Raw genomic sequence first — 25,972 nt, 5'->3', positions numbered from 1 at the left:
CCAAGCCGCAAGGCGAGGCAACAACCTGAGTAGTCGAAAATGTCGAAGACCCATGAAATCAAGGTCACCAAGCGTGAACTGCAGCGTAAGGGTGCGAGCCGCCGCCTGCGTCACGCTGGTGTGATCCCGGCCATCGTGTACGGCGGCAACGCCGAGCCGGTCGCCATCAGCCTGGACCACAACGAAATCTGGCTGGCCCAGCAGAACGAGTGGTTCTATGCCTCGATCCTGGACCTGAACCTGGATGGCCAGGTGCAGAAGGTCCTGCTGCGTGACATGCAGCGCCACCCGTACAAGCAGCTGATCATGCACCTGGACTTCCAGCGCGTGAACGAGAACGAAGCCCTGACCGCTTCGGTCCCGCTGCACTTCATCAACGAAGACACCTCGCCGGCCGGCAAGGCTGCCGACGTCGTGGTCACCCACGAACTGAAGGAAGTGACCATCACCTGCCTGCCGAAGGACCTGCCGGAGTCGATCGAAGTCGACCTGGGCGAGCTGAAGGCCGGTGACGTGGTGTACCTGTCCAACATCAAGCTGCCGAAGGGCGTGGAAATCCCGGCCCTGGCGCTGGGCAAGGACCACGACGACGCCATCGTCACCGCCAAGGCCGGCAAGGCTGACGCGGCCGACGAAGAAGCGGCTGCCGAGTAATACCAAGCGGCGCCTGCCTCCGGGCAGGCGCCGTGCTGGAAGGAACCATGGCAGGATTGCGACTGATCGTCGGTCTGGGCAACCCCGGATCGGAACACGCCCGGACCCGGCACAACGCCGGGTTTCATTTCGTTGAGGCCCTGGCTGAAAAGGCCGGTGCGCGATGGAATGTCGACAGCAAGCTGTTCGGTGAGACCGCCAAGGTCGAGATTGCCGGCCAGACGGTGTGGCTGCTCAAGCCCGCTACCTTCATGAACCTCAGCGGCAAATCGGTCACCGCCGCACAGCGGTTCTGGAAGATCGAGCCGGAAGAAACCCTGCTGGCCCACGACGAGCTGGACCTGCCGCCCGGTGCGGTGCGGCTGAAGTTCGACGGTGGCCATGGTGGCCAGAACGGCCTGCGCGACACCATGCGCCTGCTGGGCCACGGCAGGTTTCACCGCCTGCGCGTGGGCATCGGCCATCCCGGCCACAAGGACCGCGTGGTGGGTTGGGTGCTCGGCCGCCCGTCGAAGGACGACGACGTGCTGATCGCGCGTGCCATCGATGATGCGATCGACGTGCTGCCGCTGGCAGTGCAGGGCGATTTCAACGAAGCGATGAAGCGCCTGCACACCCCGAAGTAACCGGTTCGGTAGGTACCGGCCGTTGGTCGGTACGGAGAATGATTGGAAAAGCAGCGACCACGTCGCTGTTTCCCCAATCACTTTCACCCCAGAGAGCTGTCACCCATGGGTATCAAATGCGGCATCGTCGGCCTGCCCAACGTCGGCAAGTCGACCCTGTTCAATGCGCTGACCAAGGCGGGTATCGCCGCGGCGAACTTCCCGTTCTGCACCATCGAGCCGAACGTCGGCATCGTGCCGGTGCCGGATCCGCGCCTGAACGAGCTGGCAGCGATCATCAATCCGCAGAAGGTCATCCCGACCGCGGTCGAGTTCGTCGACATCGCCGGCCTGGTCGCCGGTGCCGCCAGCGGTGAAGGCCTGGGCAACAAGTTCCTGGCGCACATCCGCGAAGTCGATGCGATCACCCACGTGGTGCGCTGCTTCGAGAATGCCGACGTCATCCACGTCAACAACAAGGTTGACCCGATCTCGGACATCGAAACCATCGATACCGAGCTGGCGCTGGCCGACCTGGACAGCGTCGAGAAGGCGCTGAACCGTGCCGAGCGCGCGGCGAAGGGCGGCGACAAGGACGCCATGGCGCGCAAGCCGGTACTGGCCAAGCTGCAGGCCGCGCTGTCGGATGGCAGGTCCGGTCGCTCGGTTGGCCTGGACGAGGAAGAGAAGGCGCTGGTGCGCGACCTGTTCCTGCTGACCCTGAAGCCGGTGATGTACATCGCCAACGTGCTCGAAGACGGTTTCGAGAACAACCCGCACCTGGATGCCGTGCGCGCGCATGCTGCCGCCGAAGGCGCGCAGGTGGTGCCGGTGTCGGCCGCGATCGAAGAAGAGCTGTCCCAGCTTGATGACGAAGACCGCGATACCTTCCTGGCCGACCTGGGCCTGAGCGAGCCGGGCCTGAACCGCGTGATCAACGCGGCCTACAGCCTGCTCGGCCTGCAGACCTATTTCACCGCAGGCGTCAAGGAAGTCCGCGCGTGGACCGTGCGCAAGGGCGCCACCGCCCCGCAGGCTGCCGCGGTCATCCACACCGACTTCGAGAAGGGCTTCATCCGCGCCGAAACCATCGCGTATGACGACTTCATCAAGTACAAGGGCGAAGCCGGCGCCAAGGAAGCCGGCCGCCTGCGACTGGAAGGCAAGGAATACCGTGTGCAGGAAGGCGACGTCCTGCACTTCCGCTTCAACGTCTGATCCCGCGGCAGCTGATCGACTTCGGACGCCCCGCCTTGTGCGGGGCGTTCGCGTTTGCGGCGATGGACAAGAACACCATATTGCGAAACGCCTGCGGCGTGATGTTCGCCGGCAGTGGATGTGGAAAACCCACGAACTGCGTGTAGAGCCGAGCCCACGCTCGGCTGCGAAGGGCGTGAGCCGAGCATGGGTTCGGCTCTACAAGAGCTCGATCGTGTCGCGTGGACAAATGTTCGCCACGTTTCAAAACGCTTGCGGTGTGATGCTCGCGGGCAGTGGATGTGGAAAACCCACGAACTGCGTGTAGAGCCGAGCCCACGCTCGGCTGCGATGGGCTTGAGCCGAGCATGGGCTCGGCTCTACAAGAGCTCGATCGTGTCGCGTGGACAAATGTTCGCCACGTTCCAAAACGCTTGCGGTGTGATGCTCGCGGGCAGTGGATGTGGAAAACCGACGAACCTGCTGTAGAGCCGAGCCCACGCTCGGCTGCGATGGGCTTGAGCCGAGCATGGGCTCGGCTCTACAAGAGCTCGATCGTGCAGCGTGGACAAATCTTCACCACGTTTCGAAACGCCTGCGGTGTGATGCTCGCAGTCACTTGTCCACAGCAAACTCCCATCGCTTTCCACGCCGGATGTGGAAAACCGACGAACTGGGTGTAGAGCCGAGCCCATGCTCGGCTGCGACGGGCGTGAGCCGAGCATGGGCTCGGCTCAACAAGGCTCGATCGTGCCGCGTGGACAAATGTTCGCCACGTTTCGAAACCGTTGCTGCGCGCGGTTCGTGGGCACTTGTCCACACCAAACCCCCATCGCTTTCCACGTGGCGTGTGGAAAAAAGTGCCCGGCACTCCCTTGCCGGGCACTTCCCGCATCACCAGTTGTACGACACACCCAGCTGGGCACCGACGTCGCGGAAGCCCATGCCGCCGCGCTGCCGGCTCAATTCACCCCAGCCGCGCCAGCCGCCGGACAGGTCCACCTGCACGCCGGCCTTGGCTTCGTAGATGTCGCGCGGCAGTTGCCGCTGCAGCCGCTCGCCGTCCATCGCCAGGCCCGCGCCATTGCCGCCGGACCACCAGTTCACCGCCACGTAGGGGTGCACCTGGCCCTGCGCCGGGCTCAAGCCACGGCTGTACAGGCGCAGGCCGAGGCGGGTGCTGGTCTCGCCGCCACCGCGGTCCTCGACCACCGTGCCGTTGGCCTCGACCACGCGGTCGCTGTCATAGCGGCTGTGCACCACCTGCAGCTGTGGTTCCAGGTAGATGCCGCGCTGCACGGTGCGCCGCAGCGGCAGCACGTAGCCGGCCTCGGCCGACGCACTCCAGTTGCGCGCGTCATAGCGCTCCTTCTGCAGGCCTTCGCCCTGCACGCTGTTGCGGAAACGGCCGTACTGCAGCCAACCATCCACGTAGGCGCCGCCGTCCATGCGCGCATCCTGCAGCCAGGTGGCATAGGCGCCCACGCTGGTGCCGGTGACCACGCCACGCGCGGTATAGCCGGTTACCTGCGAGCGGCTGTCATTGCGCGCGCGGCCGTGGCCGAGCATTGCGCCCGCCTGCAGTTCGCCCCTGCCACCCACCTCGAAGCGGCGTCCGACGCCGACCAGCACGCTGCTGATCTGCCCATCGACCTGTACCTGGCGGTTGCGGTCGTGGCTGTCGGGCTGCGCGCTGCGAAGGTGCATCCACGCCACGGCATCGCTGCTGGCACCGGCCTCGGCGGCGGGATCTCCGGCGCGGTCGTGCAGGCTGTGCCGGAACATGCCCAGCGCGGCGCTGCGGTTGGCCAGGTAGGCCGCCGGTTCCGGGCGTTCCACCTGCGGGCGCGGCGGATCGATCGGCGGCTCCGGCGGCAACGGCGGATCGATCGGTGGCTCCGGCGGCAACGGCGGGTCGATCGGCGGCCCCGGCGGTCCCGGCGGGTCGACCGGCGGTTCCGGCGGCTGCGGCGGATCAACCGGGGGTTCCGGCGGATCGACCGGCGGTACGTATTCCGAACGCAGGTACCAGTTGCCATCATCCGGAGTCGACACGCCGCCCTTGAACAGGAAGTAGTCGTAGGCACCAGCGACTGCGCGCCCCTGCAGGCTGAACTGGGCATCCGACTGGCCAGCCACGGTGATCAGGCGGATGCCCTCCTGGGTCAGTGCACCGGCACCGCCGGCATTGCGCACGCTCACGTTGGCAGTGCCGCTGCTGTTGCCGTTGATCACCAGCTGGTCGCCCAGCGAAGTGTCATCGCCCAGCGCGCGGTTGAAGATCCACTGGCCACCGTTGCCCACGTAGTCGCCGCTGACAGTGACGGTCTTGAAGCCACCCGCCGCCGGTGCATCGAACGCGATGGTGCCGGCGTGCTCGAGCGCGCCGACGCTGGAACTGGCACGCACGTTCCACTGGCTGCTGCCATCCAGCGCCAGCTGTGCGACCTGGTAGCCGGAGTCATTGCGCAGGGCACCGCTGAACGTGGTGCCGTTGCCCAGCACCATGTGCACGTCAGCCGTCGCGCTGTCGACCACCACGTCGCCGCGCAGGGTGCTGGCGTCGGCGCTGAAATCGACACGGCTGGTCGCCACGCTGCTGCCATCGGTGAATACCGTGTCGCTGACCCGCAGCAGGCGGCCGCTGCCGTCGCCTGCGGTGACGTCGCTGCCGTTGACGGTCAACGCATGGTTGCTGCCCTGCAGCCAGAAGGCGGCGCCGCTGGCGGTCTCGATGTGGCTGTCGTTGAAGGTGGCACGGTTCCAGTACGGACCGAACGCGGTCAGGTAGGAGCGGTAGCCACCGCTGTTGCTGCCGGTCATGCGGATGTCCAGGCGGTCGGCCTGGGTCAGCCGCGCGGTGTTCATGTGCACGATGCCGAACACGTTCTCGCCGTCGCTGCGGATCGCAACGGTGTCGAGCAGTGCGCTGGCGGTGGAGCCACCGATGAACACACCGCCGCCGCCGTTGCCGCGTACCTCGATCACGTTGCCGGTGGCTTCGATGCGGCTGGCGGTACTGCCGGTGGAACCGGTCACGCGCACGCCATAGGTCGCATCGCCGTGCGTGGTGATCCGGCCGCCCTGCACGGTGGCGACGCCGCCAGCGATCTCAACGCCGTAGCCGTAGGTGTCGGTCCAGGTATCGACGCTGCTGTCGGTCAGCTGCAGGCGCGACTCATCGCTGGCCAGCCAGAACCCGGAGTAGCCGTCGCGAACATCGAATGCGGCGTCACGGGCGGTCAGCTGGCCCCAGTTGTTGATGTTCACGCCATAGCCGCCGACGGTGTAGAAGCTGCCGCCGTTGATCACCGCGCTGGAATAGGTCTTGCTGATGCTGCTGCCGAGCAGGCGCATGCTGCCACCCACCGAGTGCGCCTCCACGTTCTCCAGCAGCACGCTGCCACCACTGCCGATATCGAACCAGCCGCCGTCCATGTAGGTGTCGTACAGCTCGGCGCGGCTGCCCGCGCCATCGACGGCGACACCGGCGAGGATGCCGCCGGGGGCGAGGGTGATCCGGCTGTTGCGGATCGTCAGCAGGCCGGCGCTGTCGGCGCGCAGGCGGGCACCGCTGTCGGCGCTCATCTGCAGGCTGTCCAGGTGCGTCTCGCTTCCATTACCGGAGGCCCCAACCAGAGTGCCGACGCCGCCGGTCATCGCGATGCGTCCGCCGGTGTAGCGGACCACGCCACCGTTGTAGGCCTGCACGCTGCCGAATCCGCTGCCGTTGCGCGTGGCATCGATGGCGACATCGCGCGCATCGATCACGCTGCCGGCACCATTGGCATACAGCGCGTAGAAACCCGCACCGGTGGCCGGTGCGATGGACAGCGTGGCGCCGCGCAGCTGCACCTGGCCGCCATTGGCGGCAGATACGGCACTGCCATTGCCGGTCACGTTGATGCGGCTGCCGTCGATCAGTGCGTTGCTGCCTGCACCGGTGACACTCAGCGCGAAGCTGCCTGCGCCATGGGTGAGGACATCGTCGGCACCGAGCTGCAGGCTGTTGCCATCGCTGACCTGCAGGGGCCCGGTCAGATCGGCGGCATGGACCGGCAGTGCCGCCCACAGGGCGGTCGCCAGCAGGCTGGGGAGGAGGGGGGCAGGCGCGAGGCGCGCGCGCGCGGACGCACGGCGGCGCCGGGTGGGGGAGGCGTACATGCTGTTGGACTTCCTGTGGCAGGGCGCAGCACGGCTGCGCGAACTGGCGCGGCAGGGCCGCGTCGCTGCGGAAGCCACATGCGATGGCAGCTGCAGGCGCCATCGGGCTTCCGTCCCCCATGGCGACGCGGTTGCTGCCGGCAGGCGCACCATGGCGGGATGCGTCCAGCCTAGAAATCGGCACCGTCCTATGGAATCAGGCGTTTCCTAAAGCCATTGCCGGCCCTGGTACCGGGCCGGCAGGATTCAGCCTGGAGTGGGCCTCAGGCGAACAACGAGGCCTGCAGGCAGTACTCGATCAGCGCCTGGTCACTGTCCACGCCGAGCTTGCGCATCGCGCTGATCTTCTGCGTGCTGACCGTCTTTGCGCTGCGTTGCAGCTGGCGTGCGATGTCGCCCACGCTCATGCCGCCGGTGAACAGCCGGATCACTTCCAGCTCGCGCGGCGACAGGCGCGCACGGACCGCATCGGCATCGGCCGGTTCGCTCGCGGCTACCGGCAGCAGGCCCGGGGGCCGGTAGACGCGGTCGGCCAGCACCACGCGCAGGGCCTGTACCAGGCTGCCCAATCCATGGCTCTTGAGCACCACACCGCCGGCGCCGGCGGCATACATCGCCGCGACCAGCGACGGATTGGACACCATCGTCAGCACAAGCAGGCGCGTCTCCGGGAAGCTTCGGCGCAGGAACGAGATCAGCTTGATGCCGTCGCCGAAGCGGTCGCCGCCCGGCATGCTGTAGTCGGTGATCACCGCCTGTGGCCGGGTCCGGGTCATCAGCTCGATCAGCGTAGCCGGATCGGCCGCTTCGCCGACGACGTCCAGGTCCAGCTCCCCGGCCAGTACGTCGCGGATGCCGGCAAGCACGATCGGGTGGTCGTCGGCGATGAGGATCCGTGTGGTCATGGCAGGGTCGGGTCGTCAGGTAGGAAAGGGGGTGCCGCGCCGAGCAGCGGATGCAGCAACTGTTCGAGGCGTCGCTGGAAGCCGGCAAGCGCAGCCGCCTGGGTGGCCAGGTCATCGCCGCCAGCAAGGCCGTGTTCGATCTGCAGGCCGCTGTCCACCAGCGCGGGTGCGCCGACGATGACCAATGCGCCACGGATGCGATGCAGCACCTGCACCACGCGTGCAGGGTCGGCGGCGGCAATCGACCGGCGCAGGCTGTCCAGGTCGGCCTGCATGGTCTGCACGAACAATGCCTGCATTTTTGCGGGAACCTGCAGCGGCGGATCATCATCGCGCGTATCGGCGGGCCCGCGGCCCTGCGGCGGCGCGGCAACCGCTGCATCGCTCTGGGTGATCCGGGTCAGCAGGCGCTGCAGGGCTTCCAGCGTGATCGGCTTGACCAGTACGCCCTGCATGCCCGATTCCTGGCAGCGTTGGCGTTCGGCTGGATCGGCATTGGCGGTGGCACCGTGGATCGGCACGCTGACACCGCGGGCCCGCAGGGCACGGGCCAGGCCATAGCCATCCATCCCGGGCATGTTCAGGTCGGTCAGCACCAGCGCGAACGCGCCCTGCTGCCAGTAGCCCAGCGCCTCATTGCCATCGCTGGCGACCACGGCGCGGCAGCCGAGCTGTTCCAGCTGGTCGCGCAGGATCGCCTGGTTGATCGGGTTGTCCTCGGCCACCAGCACCTGCAGGCCGAAACGGCGCGTCGTCGGCAGGCGCCCTTCGGCGCTCGCCGCCAGCGGCTGGCCACTGGCCGCGGCCAAAGCGAGCACGATCGCGTCGAACCGGTGCAGGCCAACCTGCCAGAAGCCATCGATGTGCCGGGGCCGCACGCCTCCTTCGCGGCAGGCGACCACGTGCGCGCCATCGGCCGCGTCCGGCAGCGAGCCGTCCAGGACCAGGTCGAGCAGCACGAAGGTCGGGGGCGAGCCCGCCGCGCTGTCCTCCCGGTATACGCTGGCCTGTGCACCACGCTGCTGCAGGCGTTCGCACAGCGATTGCACCAGCTCGCGCACACTGCCCCGCACCTGTACCTGCAGGCCCGCAGGCAGCTGCGGCGCAGGGGATTGCTGCGGATCCGCCGGCGCCGCCGGCAGCGGCAGTTCGACGCTGAAGCTGCTGCCCAGGCCGCTCTCGCTGACCACGCGCAGCTGTCCCTCCATCAACGCCACAAGATGCGCGCAGATGGCCAGGCCCAGGCCTGTGCCCCGCATCGCATCGGTGCCCGGGTTGGCCTGGAAGAACGGCTCGAACAGGTGCGCCTGGTGTTCGCTGGCAATGCCGATACCGGTATCGGCCACCTGCCACTGCAGCCAGCAGCGTTGCTCCTGCCAGCGCGCCGAAACGCGTACCACCACGCGCCCGCTGTCAGTGAACTTCAGTGCGTTGCTGATCAGGTTGTTGAGTACCTGGCGGATCCGCGCGGCATCACCGCACACCATCGGGGGCACGTCGGCATCGATGCAGGCGTAGAACTGCAGCCCCTTGTTGGCGGCCGCGGCAGCATACGAGTCGAGCGCATCCTCGGTCAGCCGCACCGGATCGAACGGGCTGGGCTCCAGGCTCAGTTGCCCGGCCTCGGCCTTGCTGACATCGAGGATGTCGCTGATCAGCTGCATCAGGGTCGAGGACGAACGCTGGATCGTCGCCAGATAGTCCTGCTGCCGCGCATCCAGTGGCGTGAGTCCGAGCAGTTCGAGGGTGCCGAGCACGCCGTACAACGGCGTGCGGATTTCATGGCTCATGGTGGCCAGGAACTGGCTCTTGGCCCGGTTGGCCTGGTCGGCGGCGCGGCGCGCCTGCTGCAGCACCTGTTCGGCTTCGTGCTGGCTGCTCAGATCGATGAACAGGCACAGCACCGCCGGCTCGCCGCGATAGCGCGCCGGCGTCGCCGTCACCAGCAGGTGGCGGCCTTCGGGGGTGGTGTAGGCCAGCCCATCACCGAGCGTGGTGCCTCCAGCGGCCAGCACGCTGCGCCGCCAGGGGCCATGCCAGCCTCCGGTGTGATGGTCTTCGCCCAGCCAGCGGCGGGCGAGGGTGTTGTCCAGCAGCACATTGCCATCGGTACGGCGCAGCAGGCACAACCCGATCGGCGCGTTGTCCAGGATGGTGCGGCTGAAGGCTTCGCTTTCGAGCAGGCGCGCGTGGTTGCTGCGCAGCGGCTCGATGACCGAACGCCGGTACGCGCGCAGCACCAGCGTGCCACCCAACGCCAGCAGCAGGGCCACCACGGTCGCGCCGAGCAGGGGCCCCTGTGGGTGCTGGAATACCTGCCGCCAGCTGACGTGGTACACCGCCAGCCAGCCGCGCTCGCTGCGCATGCGGAACTGCAGGCCTTGCAGGCCTGCCTGCCAGGAGGTGCCAGCGTCGCTGGCGTCCGCGGCATCGCCCAGCAGGCGCTGGCCATCGGCATCGAACAACGACAAGCGCTGGAATACCGGAACACCCAGCACCTGCCGGTAGTCATCGACACGCGCCGGATCGAGCAGGCAGGCCAGCGCGGCCTGTGAATTCCCGCCGTCCTCCCCCCACAGGCGTGCATCCTGCGGGGCGTGGGCGATGGCCAGCAGCCAGGTCTGGCGGTCGCGCCACGGCACGCCTACCCAGACGATGCCGCCGCGCTGCAGCGCGGGCCGCGTACCCAGAACCCGGTGGATATCGGCGATCGCCGGGCGCAGGTGGTGCGGGCTGTTCTGGCTCGCATCGGCACCCGCGATCTGTACCGGTGCCAGCAGCCCGCGTGTGCCCTGGCCATCGACCAGCAGGCATTGTGGTGGTGGGTAGCGCGAGGCCGACCAGAAGGTGCCGTAGAAGCGCAGGAAACGGTCGCCCAGCTCGGTCGGTGGCGAAAGACTGGCGCCCTCGCTTCCGATCACCGCGAAGTTGGCGAACAACGGCCCGCGTTGCAGCTCCACGCTGGCATCGGCAACCGGCTGCCCGCGTGCGCCGACATCATGCAGCCGCCACTGGCGCAGGAAACGCTCCTGCTCGCGCAGCGTGCCGTCCAGGCGGCGGAAGTGGTACTCGATCTTGCTGCGCTCTTCGTTCAACAGCTGCGTGCCGGCCGACAGCAGCAGTCCGGCCTGCAGGGTCGCCAGCACCACCACGCCGATCAGCAGGGCGTGGACGCGCAGCGAGCGGCGAGCGAGTCGGCGTACAGGAGCGGCCTCGGCCGGCATGGCAGGTCTCGGAGCAGGGGGCGGGCAGCGACACCGGTGGCGGTGGCGCAAAGTCTGCCGCCACTGCACAGACAGGATCGTCAATGCCACTTGATGGTTTCGTGAAGCCGCCGTGGAATCCGTGTCAGCGCGGGGCCGCCCGCGGTCTTTCATCCAGTTGCGGTGCTTCCTCGTCCAGCAGGCGGGTGAACTCGTCCGACGGCAGCGCCTGCGAGATCAGGAAACCCTGCACCTGGCTGCACCCCAGCTGCCGCAGTGCGGCCAGGTCGGCATCGCTTTCCACGCCTTCGGCCACGATGGTCAGGCCCAGCTGGTTGGCCAGCGCGATCACCGTCGACAGGGTCAGGTGCAGGGCCGGGTCACGGGCGCAGCCGCTGACCAGCGCGCGGTCGATCTTGACCTCGGTGAAGGGGGTGTTGACCAGGTTGTGGACCGAGCTCAGGCCCTGCCCGAAATCATCCTGGGCCAGGCCGAAGCCCTTCATGCGCAGGCGGCAGGCACCGGCATAGAAGTCGCTGACGTGCCGCGTGGTGCTGTTCTCCATCAGTTCGAAGCACAACTCGCCGGGTGTGCCGCCGTGGGCCAGGGTCAGCGCCAGCAGCTCATCGGGCAGGTCCGACTGCTCCAGCAGGTGAGGCGGCAGGTTGATCGACACCGGCACCCGGAAGCCCTGCTTGCGCCAACGTGCCTGTGCGCTGATGCTGGCCTTGAGCATCATCCGCAACAGGTCGCCCTCCAGCCCGTAGCGGCAGATCGCCGGCAGGAAACTGCCGGCGGCCAACGTACCCAGTCGTGGATGGCGCCAGCGCACCAGTGCTTCGGCCGCCACCACCCGCCCGGACTGCAGTGACTTCTTCGGTTGGAACCACGCCGTCAGGCTGCCATCGGCCATGGCCTGGCGCAGCTGCGATGCATCCGGTTCGGGGGCGGCCGCCGCACGCGAGGGGGCCTCGTCGCTGGCCGGACGCGCCTGCGCCAGGGCCTCGAACAGCGCGTCCACGTCGGCGGCCGCCACCGGCTTGGGCAGCAGGCCGACCACATCCAGCCCCAGCGATTCGGCCATCAGCCGTGCCGAGGTCATCATCCGGCGCGGTGCCGCGCTGACCACGGCAAGGCGCGGCGGGCGCGGCTGCGCCGCCAGTGCCTGGATGAACTGGATGCCGTCCTGCCCGGGCATCAGCAGGTCACTGACCACCAGGTCGTAGGGCTGGCAGGCGCACAGCGCGATGGCGGCATCCACGTCTTCGCAGGCATCCACCTGGACGCCGGCGTGGCTGCCGAACAGATTGGCCAGAAAACCACGCTGGAACGGCTGGTCTTCCAGGATCAGGACACGCTGGGTCATGCGGGGTCTCCTTGGCGCAGGGCGGTGAGCGCCTTGCGCAGGCGGGCGATGTCGATGGGTTTGCTCAGGTAGCCCTGCATGCCACTGGCCAGGCAGCGCTCGCGCTCTTCGGCGGTGGCATTGGCGGTGGCGCCGATCACCGGCACCAGGTTGCCGTCATCGCGCAGCTGGCGGGCCAGCGCGTGGCCGTCCATGCGCGGCATGTTGATGTCGGTCACCACCAGGTCGAAGGACTGCTCGCGGCATCGCTGCAGGGCTTCCACGCCGTCCTGTGCCAGCTCCACGTCGCAGCCGAGGGTGCGCAGCTGCTCGGCCAGGATCACCCGGTTGATCGGATTGTCTTCGACGGCCAGCACGCGCAGGCCCAGAGGCATCGGCGGTGCCACGCGCGTGGTCTCCGGCTGCGCCGCGCGCTGCTGCTGCACGCTGGCCAGCGCATTGCCGATCGCGGTCATGCCATGCAGGGTCACCACCAGGCTGCCATCGGCGGCGAGGATGGGCTGGTCACCGCCCTCGATCGATGCCACCACGCGCGGACCCGTCCAGGCCAGCGGCATGCCGGCTTCGCCATCCATCAGGATCGCGCCGTCATGGTCCAGCAGCGTGGGGTCGCCAAGCAGGGGCTGCGCGTTGGCACCCCAGCGACACAGCCAGCCACAGGCACTGTCGACCAGCTCGCGGTCGCGGCCGCGTACCAGGATCGGCGGTTCCGGCAGCAACGCAGGGCCATCCTCGGCAGCGGCCAGCACCGGCAAGGGCAGGCGGACGCTGAAGCTGCTGCCCAGGCCGGGCTCGCTTACCACCTGCAGCTCACCGCTCATCAGGCGCACCAGGCGGTCGCTGATGGACAGGCCCAGTCCGGTGCCCTGCGCGCTGGCCGCACCGCGGACCTGGCGGAACGGTTCGAACAGCCGCGCCTGTTCCTCCGCAGCGATGCCCACGCCGGTATCGGTCACCTGCCAGGCCAGCACGCTCGATTCACCTTCGCGCTGCACCTGGCGCACGCGCAGTACCACCCGGCCATGCTCGGTGAACTTGATCGCGTTGCTGAGCAGGTTGCCCAGCACCTGGCGGATGCGGTCGGCATCACCGAGCACCCGCGTCGGCAGGCGCGGATCGGTACAGACCAGGATCTGCAGGCCCTTGCAGGTGGCCGATGCGGCGAAGCTGCGCAGCACGCTTTCGGTCAGCTCGCGTGGAGAGAATGCCGCCGGCTCCAGGCTGAGCTGCCCTGACTCGATCTTGGAAACATCCAGCACGTCGCTGATCAACTGCAGCAGCACCGACGAGGAACTCTCGATGGTGCGCAGGTACTGCGACTGCCGGGCGTCCAGCGAGGTGTGGCCCAGCAGCTCCAGCGTACCCAGCACGCCGTACAGCGGCGTGCGGATCTCATGGCTCATGGTGGCCAGGAACGCGCTCTTGGCCTGGTTGGCCGCATCGGCGGCCTGGCGTGCCGACGACAGGGCGGCCTGTGCCTGGCGGTGCCGGGAAATGTCGTGGAAAACGCATAGCAGGACGTCGTCGCCCTGGTAGCGGCAGGCCGCGTGCAGTACCTGCAGCTGGCGCCCGTCGCGGGTGGTGAACTCCAGTCCGCGCCCGCGCTCGCCGGCATGTCCACGCCAGGGCGCCTGCCAGTCGCTGTGCTCGCCCTCTTCGCCGAGCCAGTCGCGCAGCAGCTGGTTGGAGAGCAGCAGCGCGCGGTCGCTGCGGCGCAGGACGCAGATGCCGACCGGCGCCATGTCGATCACCGTCGAACTGAAATCCAGGTTCTCCAGCAGGCGGCGGTGCTGTTGCAGGGCCGGCTGGATCAGCTGCAGGTCCACGCGGTGCCGCAGCAGGCGCAGCGCGACGCCGGCCAGCAGCAGCAACAGCACGCAGGCCAGCAGGGGCACCGCCAGGTCGCCCAGCAGCAGCTGCGGCGGCAGGTGGTAGACCAACCGCCAGCCATCAGTGCCGACCCCCTTCACCAGCGCGACGCCGCGCGGAAGCCCGCCGCTCCACAACGTGCCGAAGCTGTCGTCCTGGCGCTGCCGCAGGGTCTTCCAGCCCGCACCATCCAGCCGTGGGGCCTGGCTGGACAAGGCCGGCTGTCCCGCACGGTCGAGCAGCGCATAACCGCCAATGCCCTGTCCGTCGATCATGCTCGCCGCCGCCGCACCATCAAGCAGCAGTACCAGCCACTGCGTCGGATGGGGGCCCTCCTGTACCGGCTGCGCCAGTGCAACGCCCTTCTCGCCCGGGCGCAGCCAGTACACCGGGTCTGCGCCCTCAAGGCTGCCGCTGCGTGCCTGCAGCGCACGCAGCGATGGCAGGTGCGCCAGGTCCACGTCGACCTCGCCTCCGGCCAGCCAATGCGCGCCGTGCGCATCGACCAGCAGCAGGTGCGTCTGCAGTGCCTGCAGCGTGTGCTCGGCGCGCGCCGACAACAGCAGCCGTTGGCCGGGCTGGCCGCCGGGTCCATCCAGCGGTACCTGGCGCATGCCTTCGCTGTCCGCGGCAGGTGCATCCGGGTTGCCGGCCAGCACCGAATCGCCCAGGTACCGCAGCAGCGCTTCGCGCTGATCGAAATAGATCTGGGCCCTGTAGGCCGCTGCATTCATTTCGCGGCGATGGGTCGAGATGTCCTCGGTGAATGCCGTGAGCAGGTAGAACCCGGCCGCAGCGGCCAGGCAGATGAAGACGCACACGGTCAGGCAGCGCAGCAACACCGACGCGGTGGTCGATGGCACGGCCTGCTGCAGCGAAGGGCGGGGGAAGCGGAACATGCAGCGATGCTAGGGAGCGGTACCCACGGCGCGGAATCAGCTGTTTCCTAAAATCCGCCGCCGGCCCGCCGGGCTGAAGCCTGCACGCGGGTACCGTTCAGGCGGCGGAAAAAAGAACCCCCGCCGAAGCGGGGGTCTCCTGTATGGGCGTTGGCCGGGCACTTACAGCGCGCTGCCACCGAACTTGTGGGTGTACTGCAGGTTGATCGTGCGGCCGACGCTGTCGAACCAGGACACGTCGTAGTACGGGTAGGCGGTGTAGGTACGGTCCTTCGGCGGCATCTTGTTGAACACGTTGACCACCGACAGCGACAGGCGCGAGTGGTCGTCGAAGCGGTACTGCAGCGAGGCGTTGTAGCGATACGTCGCCTTCACGTACGGGCTGTCGCCGCTGTCCCAGTCGAACACCTGGTCGTAGCTGTCCGAGGTCGGCAGCTTGCCCAGGCGCGAGCCGTACACCGTTGCCGACCACGCATCCTTCTCCCAGGTCACGCTCAGGCTGGTCTTGGTGCGCGGAATGTCGAAGCCACTGTTGACCGCGAACTGGTCTTCGGTGCGGTCGCCGGGGTAGCGCTGGAAATCATGCTTCTTCACCCAGGTGTGGGTGCCGTTGAAGATGAAATCGCCGATGCCCGTCTGCAGGCGGTAACGCAGGCCGACGTCGATGCCGGAGGTGGACTCGCGGGCGACGTTGATCGGCTCCACGCGCACGCCATACAGGCGCCCGTCGTTGCTGCGGGTGATGCGGGCGAGCGCATCCACGCAGGTCGGCGAGGTGATGTCGGCGCTGCCCAGGCGGCAGTTGGCTTCGTTGGCCAGGATCGTGCGCACGTCCATGTCCTGCACCTGGTTGCGCATGTCGATGTCGAACCAGTCCACCGACAGATCCAGGCCGACCGCCGGCGACCAGACGAAACCGGCACTCCACGACGTGCTGGTTTCCGGGTCGAGCTGGCGGTTGCCGGTGCGGCTGCGGATCAGGTTGCGTTCGTAGTCGGCGCAGTCGGTGGCGCCGTCGGCGCGGCAGCTGTACAGGTCTTCGGCGGTGGTTTCATCGTTGCCCGGGCCGGCGAACACGTAGTGCAGGTCCGGCGCACGGAACGCGGTGCCATACGAACCGCGGACCAGCAGGGTGTCGATCGGGCGCCATTCCAGGCCACCGCTCCAGGTCGCCTTGCCGATGGTGTTGCCGGAATAGCGGTACTGGTCGTAGCGGCCGGCCACGCTCAGGTTGACCGTCTCGTGCAGCGGCATGCGCAGCTCCGCAGCGGTCGCCCAGCGGTTGCGCGAGCCCTTGCCGTCCGAGTCCTTCCAGCTGTAGTAGTAGTACCCGGTCGCCAGCGGATCGGGGTTCAGCGAGTAGGCCTGCTGGCCCACTTCCACGGTCGCGGCAAATCCGGCATCACCACCAGGCAGGGCGAACAGCGCCGCGTTGGTCAGGGTGAAGGCGGCGGTCTCCGTGCGCGACTTCGGGGTGTAGGTCGTACGCGCGGCGATCGAGTCGTACTCGGCGCGGGTCAATGGCCGGTACAGGCGTGACGGGTCGGCGTTGTAGATCGGGAAACCGTCGTCATCCACGCCCAGCTGCGGGCCGAGGAACAGGTCATTGGCCTTGGCGGCAATGATCTGTGCCCAGCTGATCCGCGACTGGTACTGCGAATGGCTCAATGCCGCTTCGTAATCCCAGTTGCCGGTCAGGTTGCCCTTGAAGCCGGTGGTCACGCTGAAGGTCTTCTGCGTGCTGCGCACCATGGCATTGCGCAGGCCGCCCATTTCCTCGGGCGAGAACTGGCGCTGCCAGAACTCGATCTCGCCGGTGGCTTCATTGTTGAAGTAACCCGACTCATCGCCGTTGGCGTCCATGCGGCCCCACTTGGTGACGTCGCGCATCAGCGACATCGTGTGGTAGCCCAGCTGCACGTCGGCGAACCACTGCTGGCCATTGTCGAAGTCGTAGCTCAGCGACGCGTACCCGTTGGCACCGCGGCGCTTGCTGAGGATGGTGCCGTAGCCGATCGAGCTGTCGCTGCCGCAGTAGTAGCCGTACTTCGGGCGGTAGGCGCGGTAGGTGCTGCCCTGGTTCTGGCCGGACAGCGCTTCGCAGGTAGCGGCGCCCGGGTCCAGGTAGTCATCGTTGTAGTCGGTGCGCAGATAGGCACGGCGCGCGATGCGTGAACCCTCGGTGGGGCCATCCTGGGTCGAGTCCTGGATGTCGCGGTCATAGGCCCACAGCGGGGTCTGCGACTGCAGCTCGACGCTGTACACGGCGTTGAAGTTGCCACGGCTGAAACCACTGGCCAGGCTCATGTCGAACGACTCGCCACCGCCTTCGGTGGTGGTGCCCATGCGCATGTCGATGGTGGTGCCGTCGGCCTTCTTCTTCAGGATGAAGTTGACCACGCCGGCGATCGCGTCGGAACCATAGATGGCCGAGGCGCTGCCGGTCAGCACTTCGATGCGCTCGATCATCCCCAGCGGGATGTTGGAGACATCGGTGAAATTGCTGCGGCCCTTGAAAGGCATCGGGAAGTCGGCGATACGGCGGCCATTGACCAGCACCAGCGTGTGGTTCGGGCCCAGCCCGCGCAGGTCCACCTGCTGGGCGCCCGGCGAGAAGTCGGCACCACTGGAAGACTGCTGGCTCTGCGTCTCACCGCCGTTCTGGGTCATCGCGCGCAGCACGTCCGGCACGCTGGTGAAGCCACTGGAGCGGATCTGTTCGGCGTTGATCACCGTGATCGGGGCGGGGCCTTCCACCTGGGCGCGCGGAATGCGCGAACCGGTGACCTGCACCGCGTCCAGTTGTTGTACCGAAGAGGAAGCCGGAGCCTGGGCAGCCGCGGAAGCAGCCACACCCATCAACGCCAGCTGGATCGACCACGCCATCGCCATTCTACGCATGAGGAATTCTCGGAAATGAAGCCGGCCCGCAGAGGAGGGGCCCTGTCCCCCATTCAGATTTCCGGAATGGGCGCGCGCATTTAACGCCTTTTTTATGTCCTTGACTACTGGGTCCCTATCTGGCAAAGAGTGAAAACGCTTGCAAGTCGATTTTGTTCAGGGAGATCAAGATGCGACGCCTCCACCGCACCCTGCGTAGCCCCTTTGCCTGGCTGGCGCTGCTGGTGCTGGCCTGGCCACTGGCCACGCCCGCGCAGGACCTGCAGGGTCCCGGCTTCGCCTACTACGAAGTCGGCGATCTGGAGGCTCCGCGCCCCGGACCGCGGGCGCCCGCGATGATGCTGATGGGCGGTGGCGAATGGGTGCCGGACGCCTTCCAGTGGTGGCTGAAGCAGGCCGGCAATGGCCGTGTGCTGATCCTGCGTGCCTCTGGCGGTGACGAGCTGCAGGACCGCCTGTACCGCGAAATCGGCGGCGCCACCGCAGTGCAGACCCTGGTCTTCGACAGCCGTCGCGGTGCCGATGATCCGGCGGTGCTGCGGGTGGTCGCCGCGGCGGATGCCATCTTCATTGCCGGTGGCGACCAGTCACGCTACATCCGCTTCTGGAAGGGCACCGCTCTCAACCGCGCGCTCAACGCCCATGTGCGCGCCGGCAAGCCGATCGCCGGTACCAGCGCGGGCCTGGCCATCCTCGGCGGCTATGCCTATGGCGCCATGGATGGCGGCAGCATCACCTCGGCCGGTGCGCTGGCCGACCCGATGGGCAGCGCGGTCACCATGGACAGTGGATTCCTGCAGATGCCCTACCTGCAGCGCGTGGTCACCGACACCCATTTCGACAAGCGTGACCGGCTCGGTCGCCTGATCGTGTTCGTGGCGCGCGCCGCGCAGGACAGCGGCGACCCCGACATCGTCGGCATTGGCGTCGATGAGGACACTGCCCTGTGCGTGGAGCCCGATGGCCAGGCCCAGGTCTACAGCGCCGATGGCGAAGGCAAGGTCTGGGTGGTCAGCCCCGGCCGTGATGCCGACCGGCTGGTGGAGGGCGAGCCGCTGCGCTTCCATGCCGTTCCGGTGACCGTGGTCGCCAGCGGCAGCCGCATGCGCCTGGATGACTTCCAGGCCGAGGCCGATTACCAGGCGATGGCCGACATCAGTGACGGCGAGATCGAGTTCACGCTTCGGTAGTGCCAGCCGCTGGCCGGCAACTCACCTTCCCTGATGCGCCCCTTGCCGGCCCGCGGCCGGCACCAACATGCAATCCATTCCTTACGCCCTGCTGGAGACCTACCCGATGAAACTGCGCCTGGCGCTGTCCGCGCTGCTGTCCCTGCCATTGCTTGCCCAGGCCGCACCGGCTACGTCGCCACTGCTGGTCATCCATGGAGGGGCCGGCGTCGAGCGCAAGGATCTGTCGCCGGCCGAAGAGAAGGCCGCGCGCGATGCGTTGCGTGCCGCGCTGTTGAAGGGCCATGCCGAACTGGCGGCCGGTCGCCCGGCGCTTGCAGCGGTCACTGCGGCCATCACCGTGCTGGAGGATGATCCGACCTTCAACGCCGGCAAGGGCGCGGTGTTCACCCATGACGGCCACAACGAGCTGGATGCCGCGCTGATGGACGGCGCCACCCAGGCGGCAGGCGCAGTGGCCGGCGTGCAGCGGGTGCGCAATCCGATCCTGCTGGCGCAGACCGTGATGCAGAAGTCCAGGCACGTGATGATGGTGGGGCAGGGCGCCGAAGCGTTTGCGGTGGAGCAGGGCATGACCCTGGTGGATCCGTCGTACTTCCGTACAGAGAAGCGCTGGCAGCAGCTGCAGCGCGCGCTGAAGGAAGAAGCCAGTGGCCAGGTGCATGCCGACCTGGAGACCGCAAAGCACTTCGGTACCGTAGGTGCGGTCGCATTGGATGCACAGGGGCACCTGGCCGCCGGTACCTCCACCGGCGGCATGACCAACAAGCGTTATGGCCGGGTGGGTGACTCGCCGATCATCGGCGCGGGCACCTGGGCCGATGCGCGTTGTGCGGTGTCCGGCACCGGCTGGGGCGAGTACTACATCCGTACTGCCGCCGCACACGAGATCTGTGCCCGCATGCGCTACCAGGGACAGAGCCCGGAGCAGGCGGGCAAGGGCGTGATCAACGAGACGATTCCGCAGATGGGCGGCGACGGCGGTGCGATCGTGCTTGCCGCAGACGGCAAAATGGCCGCGCCGTTCAACACCCAGGGCATGTATCGGGGCTGGATCGGCGCCGACGGCGTTCCCCATGTCGCAATTTTCGCCAACGAGACCCTGCCGGTCCCCGGGCAATAACCTTGCGTATCAATGGGTTTGCGACAACGTGTGAAAAAGATGGAAAAAAGCGTTGACAGCCCCCCGTCCCATCAGCAGAATAAGCGGCTCACCACCACACACCGCAACGCTTCGGCGGCAACGGAATGGGGTGGTAAGGAGGGATACCCAAGCGGCCAACGGGGGCAGACTGTAAATCTGCTGGCTTACGCCTTCGGTGGTTCGAATCCACCTCCCTCCACCAGTTTCACGTTGTGACATTCCCGGCGCGGGAGTAGTTCAATGGTAGAACCTCAGCCTTCCAAGCTGATGGTGCGGGTTCGATTCCCGTCTCCCGCTCCATTGAATGAACTTTGAATCTTATCGAGTTCATGTCATAATGCAAAACTCGGCTCACGTAGCTCAGTCGGTAGAGCACTTCCTTGGTAAGGAAGAGGTCGAAGGTTCGATTCCTTTCGTGAGCACCATCTTAAGCATCACCTCTCAGACGAATTCGAGATAAGCAGCCATGGCCAAGGGTAAGTTCGAGCGCACCAAGCCGCACGTCAATGTCGGCACCATCGGTCACGTCGACCACGGCAAGACCACGCTGACCGCCGCACTGACCAAGATCGGTGCCGAGCGCTTCGGTGGCGAGTTCAAGGACTACTCCTCGATCGACGCCGCGCCGGAAGAAAAGGCTCGTGGCATCACGATCTCGACCGCGCACGTCGAATACGAATCCCCGGTCCGTCACTACGCCCACGTCGATTGCCCGGGCCATGCTGACTACGTCAAGAACATGATCACCGGTGCTGCCCAGATGGACGGCGCGATCCTGGTGTGCTCGGCCGCTGACGGCCCGATGCCGCAGACCCGCGAGCACATCCTGCTGTCGCGTCAGGTCGGCGTGCCGTACATCGTCGTGTTCCTGAACAAGGCCGACATGGTTGACGACGCCGAGCTGCTCGAGCTGGTCGAAATGGAAGTGCGCGAGCTGCTGAGCAAGTACGACTTCCCGGGCGACGATACCCCGATCATCGCCGGTTCGGCCCGTCTGGCGCTGGAAGGCGACCAGAGCGACATCGGCGTGCCGGCCATCCTGAAGCTGGTCGACGCCCTGGACAGCTGGATTCCGGAGCCGGAGCGCGCGATTGACAAGCCGTTCCTGATGCCGGTGGAAGACGTGTTCTCGATCTCGGGCCGCGGCACCGTGGTGACCGGTCGTATCGAGCGCGGCGTGATCAAGGTTGGCGACGAAATCGAAATCGTCGGCATCCGTCCGGTGCAGAAGACCACCGTGACCGGCGTTGAAATGTTCCGCAAGCTGCTGGACCAGGGTCAGGCAGGCGACAACGCTGGCCTGCTGCTGCGCGGCACCAAGCGTGACGACGTCGAGCGTGGCCAGGTCCTGGCCAAGCCGGGTTCGATCAAGCCGCACACCAAGTTCGAAGGCGAAGTGTACGTCCTGTCGAAGGACGAAGGCGGCCGCCACACCCCGTTCTTCAACGGCTACCGTCCGCAGTTCTACTTCCGCACCACCGACATCACCGGCGCAGCTGCTCTGCCGGAAGGCGTCGAAATGGTGATGCCGGGTGACAACGTCAAGATGGTCGTCACCCTGATCAACCCGGTGGCAATGGACGAAGGCCTGCGCTTCGCCATCCGCGAAGGTGGCCGTACCGTCGGCGCCGGCGTGGTCTCGAAGATCATCGAGTAAGCCTGCAGTACCGGTGGTTGCATAGCACCGCCGGTTACGCGAATGGCGGGCCGGGAACCTCGGTCCGCCTTCGCCGTCTAAGGGAAGGCAAGTTTTCAACGTACGCCAGTAGCTCAATTGGCAGAGCAGCGGTCTCCAAAACCGCAGGTTGGGGGTTCGAGTCCCTCCTGGCGTGCCATCTGCCCACCTTATCCAGCGGCCTGGGCCGCTAAAGCAGACACAGCCGGATGAATAGCAAGATCGAACACTCCAAGGACAACTCCGCCCACGGTGGAGATATCGTCAAGTATGTCGCCGCATCGCTGCTGGTGCTGGCCGGTCTGTTCGTCTGGTTCTGGTTCTCCGCCGACTCCGGTCGCGCTGCCCAGCTGGGCGCGTGGGCGGGTCAGCTGCGTGCGTTGGCGGTCGTGGTCGGTCTGGTTGGCGGTATCGGCGTGTTCATGCTGACCGGCAAGGGGCGCGACACCCGCGAATTCCTCTCCGAGTCGCGCTTCGAACTGCGCAAGGTGGTCTGGCCGACGCGCCAGGAAGCCATCCGCATGACGTGGGTCGTGATCGTCGTGGTGCTCATCCTCAGCCTGCTGCTGGGTGGCTTCGACTTCCTGATCCAGAAACTGACTCAGTGGTTCCTGAGCCGCTAAGGAGAATTGCATGAAGCGTTGGTACGTCGTTCACGCCTATTCGGGCTTCGAGAAGTCGGTGGCGCAGGCTCTGCGCGATCGCATCGTCCGTGACGGCATGGAAGAGCGCTTCGGCGACGTCCTGGTCCCGACCGAAGAAGTGGTCGAGATGCGCGCTGGCCAGAAGCGCCGCTCCGAGCGCAAGTTCTTCCCGGGTTACGTGCTGGTCCAGATCGAGACCCACGAAGAAGCCGGTATTCCGCGCATCGACAACGAAAGCTGGCACCTGGTCAAGGAAACCCCGCGCGTGATGGGCTTCATCGGCGGTACTGCCGATCGTCCGCTGCCGATCGCCGATTCCGAGGCCGAAGCCATCCTGAATCGCGTTCAGGAAGGTGTCGAGAAGCCGCGCCCGAAGGTGCTGTTCGAGCCGGGCCAGATGGTCCGCGTCACCGACGGCCCGTTCAACGATTTCAATGGCGTCGTCGAAGAAGTCAACTACGAGAAGAGCCGTCTGCGCGTCTCGGTGCTGATCTTCGGTCGTGCCACTCCGGTCGAGCTCGAGTTCGGCCAGGTCGAAAAGGCCGTCTGACCTGTCTGCGGGGTCGAGCAGGCTCGACCGCTGCAGAACCAGAAACCGGGCCTGGCCCGGTTTCGTTCGTTTACCTGCTGCTTCAGGCATGTGAAGAAAAAACCTGTTATAGTGCGCGGCTCCCCGCTGGGAAAGCCGGCAGGATGAGGCCGCCGCAAGGTGGCCTTCAGCATGATTTCAAAACGCGATGCCGGGACGCGTGATTCCCGGTCCGATGGGGAGCCTGTTGTCGAAAGGCGCTAGCACCCGGAGAGCACTCACATGGCAAAGAAAGTTGTCGGTTACATCAAGCTGCAGGTGAAGGCCGGTCAGGCCAACCCCTCGCCGCCGGTCGGTCCTGCGCTGGGTCAGCGTGGTCTGAACATCATGGAATTCTGCAAGGCGTTCAATGCTGCCACGCAGAAGCTCGAGCCGGGTCTGCCGGTTCCGGTGATCATCACGGCCTACTCGGACCGTACGTTCACCTTCATCACCAAGAGCACCCCGGCTACCACCCTGCTGAAGAAGGCCGCTGGCATCTCGTCGGGCTCCAAGCGCCCGAACACCGAGAAGGTCGGCAAGGTCACCCGTAAGCAGCTGGAAGAGATCGCCAAGGCGAAGGAACCGGATCTGACTGCCGCCGACCTGGACGCCGCCGTGCGTACCATCGCTGGCTCTGCCCGTTCCATGGGCCTCGTGGTGGAGGGTTAATAAGATGGCACAGACCAAGCGTGAGAAGGCCATCAAGGCCGCCGTCGTTCCGGGCAAGGCGTACGCCTTCGAGGACGCGATCAACATCCTGAAGAGCGCCACCAAGGCCAAGTTCGTCGAGTCGATCGACGTTGCCGTGCGCCTGGGCGTCGATGCGAAGAAGTCCGACCAGCAGGTCCGTGGCTCCACCGTGCTGCCGGCTGGTACCGGCAAGTCGGTCCGCGTCGCCGTGTTCGCTCCGGCCGGTGCCAAGGCTGACGAAGCCCTGGCCGCTGGCGCCGAAGCCGTCGGCATGGATGACCTGGCCGAGAAGATGCAGGCCGGCGATCTGAACTACGACGTCGTCATCGCGACCCCGGACGCCATGCGCGTCGTCGGCAAGCTGGGCACCGTGCTGGGCCCGCGCGGCCTGATGCCGAACCCGAAGGTCGGCACCGTTTCCCCGAACCCGGGTGAAGCCGTGAAGAACGCCAAGTCGGGTCAGGTCCGTTACCGCACCGACAAGGCCGGCATCATCCACTGCACCATCGGCAAGGCCGACTTCGCCGAAGACGCGCTGAAGTCGAACCTGACCGCGCTGCTGCTGGACCTGATCAAGGCCAAGCCGGCCACCTCGAAGGGCACCTACCTGCAGAAGGTTTCGGTCAGCTCGACGATGGGCCCGGGCGTCACCGTCGACCAGTCGTCGCTGACCCTGAAGTAATTGTTTCAAGCGGTCACGGTGCCCCTGGTGCCGTGACCGTGACATTTGAAGGCATCGCTGGCAGTGCATCGCCCGCGGTAGCCGTCAAAGACCGCAGGCGCGGTCGTGGCAATACCGGCGACGGGCACGGAAGCTCGATCTGGCAAGGAGTCGCCGCCGGAGCAGTCATGAGCGCTTAATCGATTCCCCGGAATCACCCTGCGTAGATGGTGCCCTTCTGGAGTTTTTCTGGTTCACGCACGTCTGGGGTTTCCCAGGTTGGCCCACTCCAGGTCTAGAACGGCCCACCCCCGGAACATCATCCCGATGTTCCCGGCGTCCAGGACGGATGCCGCACAGGACCGCACACGGCAGGAGCCGTAAGCGGAGTTCAATAGGAGGAGTGCAATGGCTCTCAATCTGTCCCAGAAGCAAGAAGTAGTCGCCGAGCTGGCAGACGTCGCCGCCAAGGCCCACTCCTTGATCGCAGCCGAATACGCTGGCACCACGGTCGCCCAGATGACCGCGATGCGCAAGCAGGCTCGTGAAACCGGTGTTTTCTTGAAGGTTGTCAAGAACACCCTGGCTTCGCGCGCCGTTGAAGGCACCGAGTTCGCAGTCGCACAGGACCAGATGGTTGGTCCGCTGCTGTACGCGTTCTCGCTCGAGGAGCCCGGCGCTGCCGGTCGCCTGATCAAGGAAGCCGCCAAGGGCAACGACAAGCTGAAGGCTAAGGTCGTCGCCATCGGTGGTGAAGTGTTCCCGGCGAGCCACGTCGACGTGCTGGCATCGCTGCCGACCCGCGACCAGGCCCTGGCCATGCTGGCCCGCGTCCTGACCGAGCCGGTCACGATGTTTGCCCGCGCCATCAAGGCCGTTGGCGAGAAGCAGGGTGGTGGCGATGTCGCCGCTGACGCTGCCGAGCCGGCCGCCGAGACCGCCTGAGTTTCGACTTACCGTGGTTCCTGACGGAACCTCAACCCAGAAAATCATCCAAAGGTATTAATCATGTCCCTTACCAACGAACAGATCGTCGACGCCATCGCCGAGAAGTCCCTGATGGAAGTGATGGAGCTGGTCAAGGCCATCGAAGAGAAGTTCGGCGTCTCCGCCGCTGCTCCGGTTGCCGTTGCTGGCCCGGCCGGCCCGGCCGCTCCGGTCGAAGAGCAGACCGAATTCGTCGTCACCCTGAAGACCGCCGGCGAGAAGAAGGTCGAAGTCATCAAGGCCGTCCGCGCCATCACCGGCCTGGGCCTGAAGGAAGCTAAGGACCTGGCCGAAGCCGGTGGCGTCCTGAAGGACAACGCTTCGAAGGACGAAGCCGAGAAGATGAAGAAGGACCTGGAAGCTGCTGGCGCGACTGTCGAAGTCAAGTAAGCAGTTACCTTGCATCGTCACCGATTCACGGCGATGCAGCCAAGGCTGGGGGCGTAAGCCCCCGGCCTTTGGTCGTTGTTGCGAAGGCGGTAGGGTCGACGGTTGGTCGGCTGTTTCAAAAGCGGAAAAAAGCCCAACACGGGCTGCGGTCAAACCCCGGCAGGCCAGCGCACGGCGCGGCAGCGGGGGCAAGTATGCAGACGAGTTGGCAGTTGGAAGTAGCGGGAGAAGGCGTGCTGGTGCCGGCAATACCAGCG

The 25,972-nt window shown here is 66.5% G+C and carries 18 protein-coding genes and 4 tRNA genes; 16 read left to right on the top strand and 6 right to left on the bottom strand.

Features of this window, described 5'->3' with window-relative positions; all coding sequences use genetic code 11:
- The first annotated feature begins 39 nt into the window (after window positions 1-39).
- The 3 genes from B9Y64_RS03940 to ychF all read left to right on the top strand — a co-directional run bounded on the left by B9Y64_RS03940 (window position 40) and on the right by ychF (window position 2,477).
- Window positions 40-654 (top strand): 50S ribosomal protein L25/general stress protein Ctc, encoded by a 615-nt coding sequence (locus tag B9Y64_RS03940; protein ID WP_057501642.1) that lies wholly within the window; start codon window positions 40-42, stop codon window positions 652-654.
- Between the two features lie 47 nt (window positions 655-701).
- Window positions 702-1,280: an aminoacyl-tRNA hydrolase gene (pth, locus tag B9Y64_RS03935; RefSeq protein ID WP_100439553.1), complete on the top strand. Its 579-nt coding sequence runs from the start codon at window positions 702-704 to the stop codon at window positions 1,278-1,280.
- 105 nt (window positions 1,281-1,385) lie between these two features.
- Window positions 1,386-2,477, top strand: coding sequence for a redox-regulated ATPase YchF (gene ychF, locus B9Y64_RS03930; protein WP_100439552.1), 1,092 nt, complete (start codon window positions 1,386-1,388; stop codon window positions 2,475-2,477).
- 873 nt (window positions 2,478-3,350) lie between these two features.
- Here ychF and B9Y64_RS03925 read toward each other — a convergent pair.
- The 6 genes from B9Y64_RS03925 to B9Y64_RS03900 all read right to left on the bottom strand — a co-directional run bounded on the left by B9Y64_RS03925 (window position 3,351) and on the right by B9Y64_RS03900 (window position 17,763).
- The gene (locus B9Y64_RS03925; RefSeq protein ID WP_100439551.1) at window positions 3,351-6,620 is read right to left on the bottom strand and encodes an autotransporter outer membrane beta-barrel domain-containing protein; all 3,270 of its coding nucleotides are present in this window, start codon (window positions 6,618-6,620) and stop codon (window positions 3,351-3,353) included.
- A gap of 263 nt (window positions 6,621-6,883) precedes the next feature.
- On the bottom strand, window positions 6,884-7,525 hold the full coding sequence (locus B9Y64_RS03920; RefSeq protein ID WP_100439550.1) for a response regulator: 642 nt from the start codon (window positions 7,523-7,525) through the stop codon (window positions 6,884-6,886).
- Window positions 7,522-10,749 carry a hybrid sensor histidine kinase/response regulator gene (locus B9Y64_RS03915; RefSeq protein WP_100439549.1) on the bottom strand — a complete coding sequence of 1,076 codons (3,228 nt, stop codon included), beginning with the start codon at window positions 10,747-10,749 and terminating at the stop codon, window positions 7,522-7,524. Before B9Y64_RS03915 ends, B9Y64_RS03920 begins: the two co-directional genes overlap by 4 nt.
- Before the next feature lie 124 nt (window positions 10,750-10,873).
- Window positions 10,874-12,094: an EAL domain-containing response regulator gene (locus B9Y64_RS03910; RefSeq protein WP_100439548.1), complete on the bottom strand. Its 1,221-nt coding sequence runs from the start codon at window positions 12,092-12,094 to the stop codon at window positions 10,874-10,876.
- Window positions 12,091-14,862, bottom strand: a complete 2,772-nt coding sequence (locus tag B9Y64_RS03905; RefSeq protein WP_100439547.1) for a response regulator — start codon at window positions 14,860-14,862, stop codon at window positions 12,091-12,093. Before B9Y64_RS03905 ends, B9Y64_RS03910 begins: the two co-directional genes overlap by 4 nt.
- 162 nt (window positions 14,863-15,024) lie before the next feature.
- Window positions 15,025-17,763: a TonB-dependent receptor plug domain-containing protein gene (locus B9Y64_RS03900; RefSeq protein ID WP_100439546.1), complete on the bottom strand. Its 2,739-nt coding sequence runs from the start codon at window positions 17,761-17,763 to the stop codon at window positions 15,025-15,027.
- Between the two features lie 170 nt (window positions 17,764-17,933).
- Between B9Y64_RS03900 and B9Y64_RS03895 the strand changes: the two genes are divergently transcribed.
- The 13 genes from B9Y64_RS03895 to rplL all read left to right on the top strand — a co-directional run bounded on the left by B9Y64_RS03895 (window position 17,934) and on the right by rplL (window position 25,715).
- Window positions 17,934-18,953 (top strand): cyanophycinase, encoded by a 1,020-nt coding sequence (locus B9Y64_RS03895; protein WP_100439894.1) that lies wholly within the window; start codon window positions 17,934-17,936, stop codon window positions 18,951-18,953.
- Window positions 18,954-19,059: 106 nt separating this feature from the next.
- Window positions 19,060-20,076, top strand: a complete 1,017-nt coding sequence (locus tag B9Y64_RS03890; protein ID WP_100439893.1) for an isoaspartyl peptidase/L-asparaginase family protein — start codon at window positions 19,060-19,062, stop codon at window positions 20,074-20,076.
- Window positions 20,077-20,213: 137 nt separating this feature from the next.
- Window positions 20,214-20,299 (top strand) — tRNA-Tyr (locus B9Y64_RS03885).
- 24 nt (window positions 20,300-20,323) lie between these two features.
- Window positions 20,324-20,397, top strand: a tRNA-Gly gene (locus B9Y64_RS03880).
- Between the two features lie 49 nt (window positions 20,398-20,446).
- A tRNA-Thr gene (locus tag B9Y64_RS03875) sits at window positions 20,447-20,522 on the top strand.
- A gap of 41 nt (window positions 20,523-20,563) precedes the next feature.
- Entirely contained in the window at window positions 20,564-21,754 is a 1,191-nt protein-coding gene (gene tuf / locus B9Y64_RS03870; RefSeq protein WP_004154360.1) for an elongation factor Tu, read from the top strand.
- 102 nt (window positions 21,755-21,856) lie between these two features.
- Window positions 21,857-21,932: transfer RNA gene (locus B9Y64_RS03865), tRNA-Trp, on the top strand.
- Between the two features lie 49 nt (window positions 21,933-21,981).
- Window positions 21,982-22,395 carry a preprotein translocase subunit SecE gene (gene secE, locus B9Y64_RS03860; RefSeq protein WP_004154361.1) on the top strand — a complete coding sequence of 138 codons (414 nt, stop codon included), beginning with the start codon at window positions 21,982-21,984 and terminating at the stop codon, window positions 22,393-22,395.
- A gap of 10 nt (window positions 22,396-22,405) precedes the next feature.
- Window positions 22,406-22,966: a transcription termination/antitermination protein NusG gene (gene nusG, locus B9Y64_RS03855; RefSeq protein ID WP_004154362.1), complete on the top strand. Its 561-nt coding sequence runs from the start codon at window positions 22,406-22,408 to the stop codon at window positions 22,964-22,966.
- A gap of 261 nt (window positions 22,967-23,227) precedes the next feature.
- The gene (gene rplK, locus B9Y64_RS03850; protein WP_004145248.1) at window positions 23,228-23,656 is read left to right on the top strand and encodes a 50S ribosomal protein L11; all 429 of its coding nucleotides are present in this window, start codon (window positions 23,228-23,230) and stop codon (window positions 23,654-23,656) included.
- Window positions 23,657-23,660: 4 nt separating this feature from the next.
- Entirely contained in the window at window positions 23,661-24,359 is a 699-nt protein-coding gene (rplA, locus tag B9Y64_RS03845; protein ID WP_004154350.1) for a 50S ribosomal protein L1, read from the top strand.
- Window positions 24,360-24,746: 387 nt separating this feature from the next.
- The gene (gene rplJ / locus B9Y64_RS03835) at window positions 24,747-25,283 is read left to right on the top strand and encodes a 50S ribosomal protein L10 (protein ID WP_005408203.1); all 537 of its coding nucleotides are present in this window, start codon (window positions 24,747-24,749) and stop codon (window positions 25,281-25,283) included.
- 63 nt (window positions 25,284-25,346) lie between these two features.
- A complete protein-coding gene (gene rplL, locus B9Y64_RS03830; RefSeq protein WP_100439545.1) occupies window positions 25,347-25,715 on the top strand; it encodes a 50S ribosomal protein L7/L12 in 369 nt (122 codons plus the stop codon).
- The last annotated feature ends 257 nt before the right edge of the window (window positions 25,716-25,972 follow it).

The sequence above is a fragment of the Stenotrophomonas maltophilia genome (assembly GCF_002799245.1).
In the GTDB taxonomy this organism is placed as follows: Bacteria; Pseudomonadota; Gammaproteobacteria; order Xanthomonadales; family Xanthomonadaceae; genus Stenotrophomonas; species Stenotrophomonas maltophilia_S.
This window is presented reverse-complemented; position numbering and strand designations above follow the sequence as displayed.

Bases quoted from the DNA above. Each gene is read 5' to 3' on its own strand.
- B9Y64_RS03895 (WP_100439894.1), top strand. From the start codon at position 17,934: ATGCGACGCCTCCACCGCACCCTGCGTAGCCCCTTTGCCTGGCTGGCG.
- tuf (WP_004154360.1), top strand. From the start codon at position 20,564: ATGGCCAAGGGTAAGTTCGAGCGCACCAAGCCGCACGTCAATGTCGGC.
- rplA (WP_004154350.1), top strand. From the start codon at position 23,661: ATGGCACAGACCAAGCGTGAGAAGGCCATCAAGGCCGCCGTCGTTCCG.
- rplK (WP_004145248.1), top strand. From the start codon at position 23,228: ATGGCAAAGAAAGTTGTCGGTTACATCAAGCTGCAGGTGAAGGCCGGT.
- rplJ (WP_005408203.1), top strand. From the start codon at position 24,747: ATGGCTCTCAATCTGTCCCAGAAGCAAGAAGTAGTCGCCGAGCTGGCA.
- secE (WP_004154361.1), top strand. From the start codon at position 21,982: ATGAATAGCAAGATCGAACACTCCAAGGACAACTCCGCCCACGGTGGA.
- nusG (WP_004154362.1), top strand. From the start codon at position 22,406: ATGAAGCGTTGGTACGTCGTTCACGCCTATTCGGGCTTCGAGAAGTCG.
- ychF (WP_100439552.1), top strand. From the start codon at position 1,386: ATGGGTATCAAATGCGGCATCGTCGGCCTGCCCAACGTCGGCAAGTCG.
- B9Y64_RS03890 (WP_100439893.1), top strand. From the start codon at position 19,060: ATGAAACTGCGCCTGGCGCTGTCCGCGCTGCTGTCCCTGCCATTGCTT.
- rplL (WP_100439545.1), top strand. From the start codon at position 25,347: ATGTCCCTTACCAACGAACAGATCGTCGACGCCATCGCCGAGAAGTCC.
- B9Y64_RS03920 (WP_100439550.1), bottom strand. From the start codon at position 7,525: ATGACCACACGGATCCTCATCGCCGACGACCACCCGATCGTGCTTGCC.
- B9Y64_RS03905 (WP_100439547.1), bottom strand. From the start codon at position 14,862: ATGTTCCGCTTCCCCCGCCCTTCGCTGCAGCAGGCCGTGCCATCGACC.
- pth (WP_100439553.1), top strand. From the start codon at position 702: ATGGCAGGATTGCGACTGATCGTCGGTCTGGGCAACCCCGGATCGGAA.
- B9Y64_RS03900 (WP_100439546.1), bottom strand. From the start codon at position 17,763: ATGCGTAGAATGGCGATGGCGTGGTCGATCCAGCTGGCGTTGATGGGT.
- B9Y64_RS03915 (WP_100439549.1), bottom strand. From the start codon at position 10,749: ATGCCGGCCGAGGCCGCTCCTGTACGCCGACTCGCTCGCCGCTCGCTG.
- B9Y64_RS03925 (WP_100439551.1), bottom strand. From the start codon at position 6,620: ATGTACGCCTCCCCCACCCGGCGCCGCCGTGCGTCCGCGCGCGCGCGC.
- B9Y64_RS03940 (WP_057501642.1), top strand. From the start codon at position 40: ATGTCGAAGACCCATGAAATCAAGGTCACCAAGCGTGAACTGCAGCGT.
- B9Y64_RS03910 (WP_100439548.1), bottom strand. From the start codon at position 12,094: ATGACCCAGCGTGTCCTGATCCTGGAAGACCAGCCGTTCCAGCGTGGT.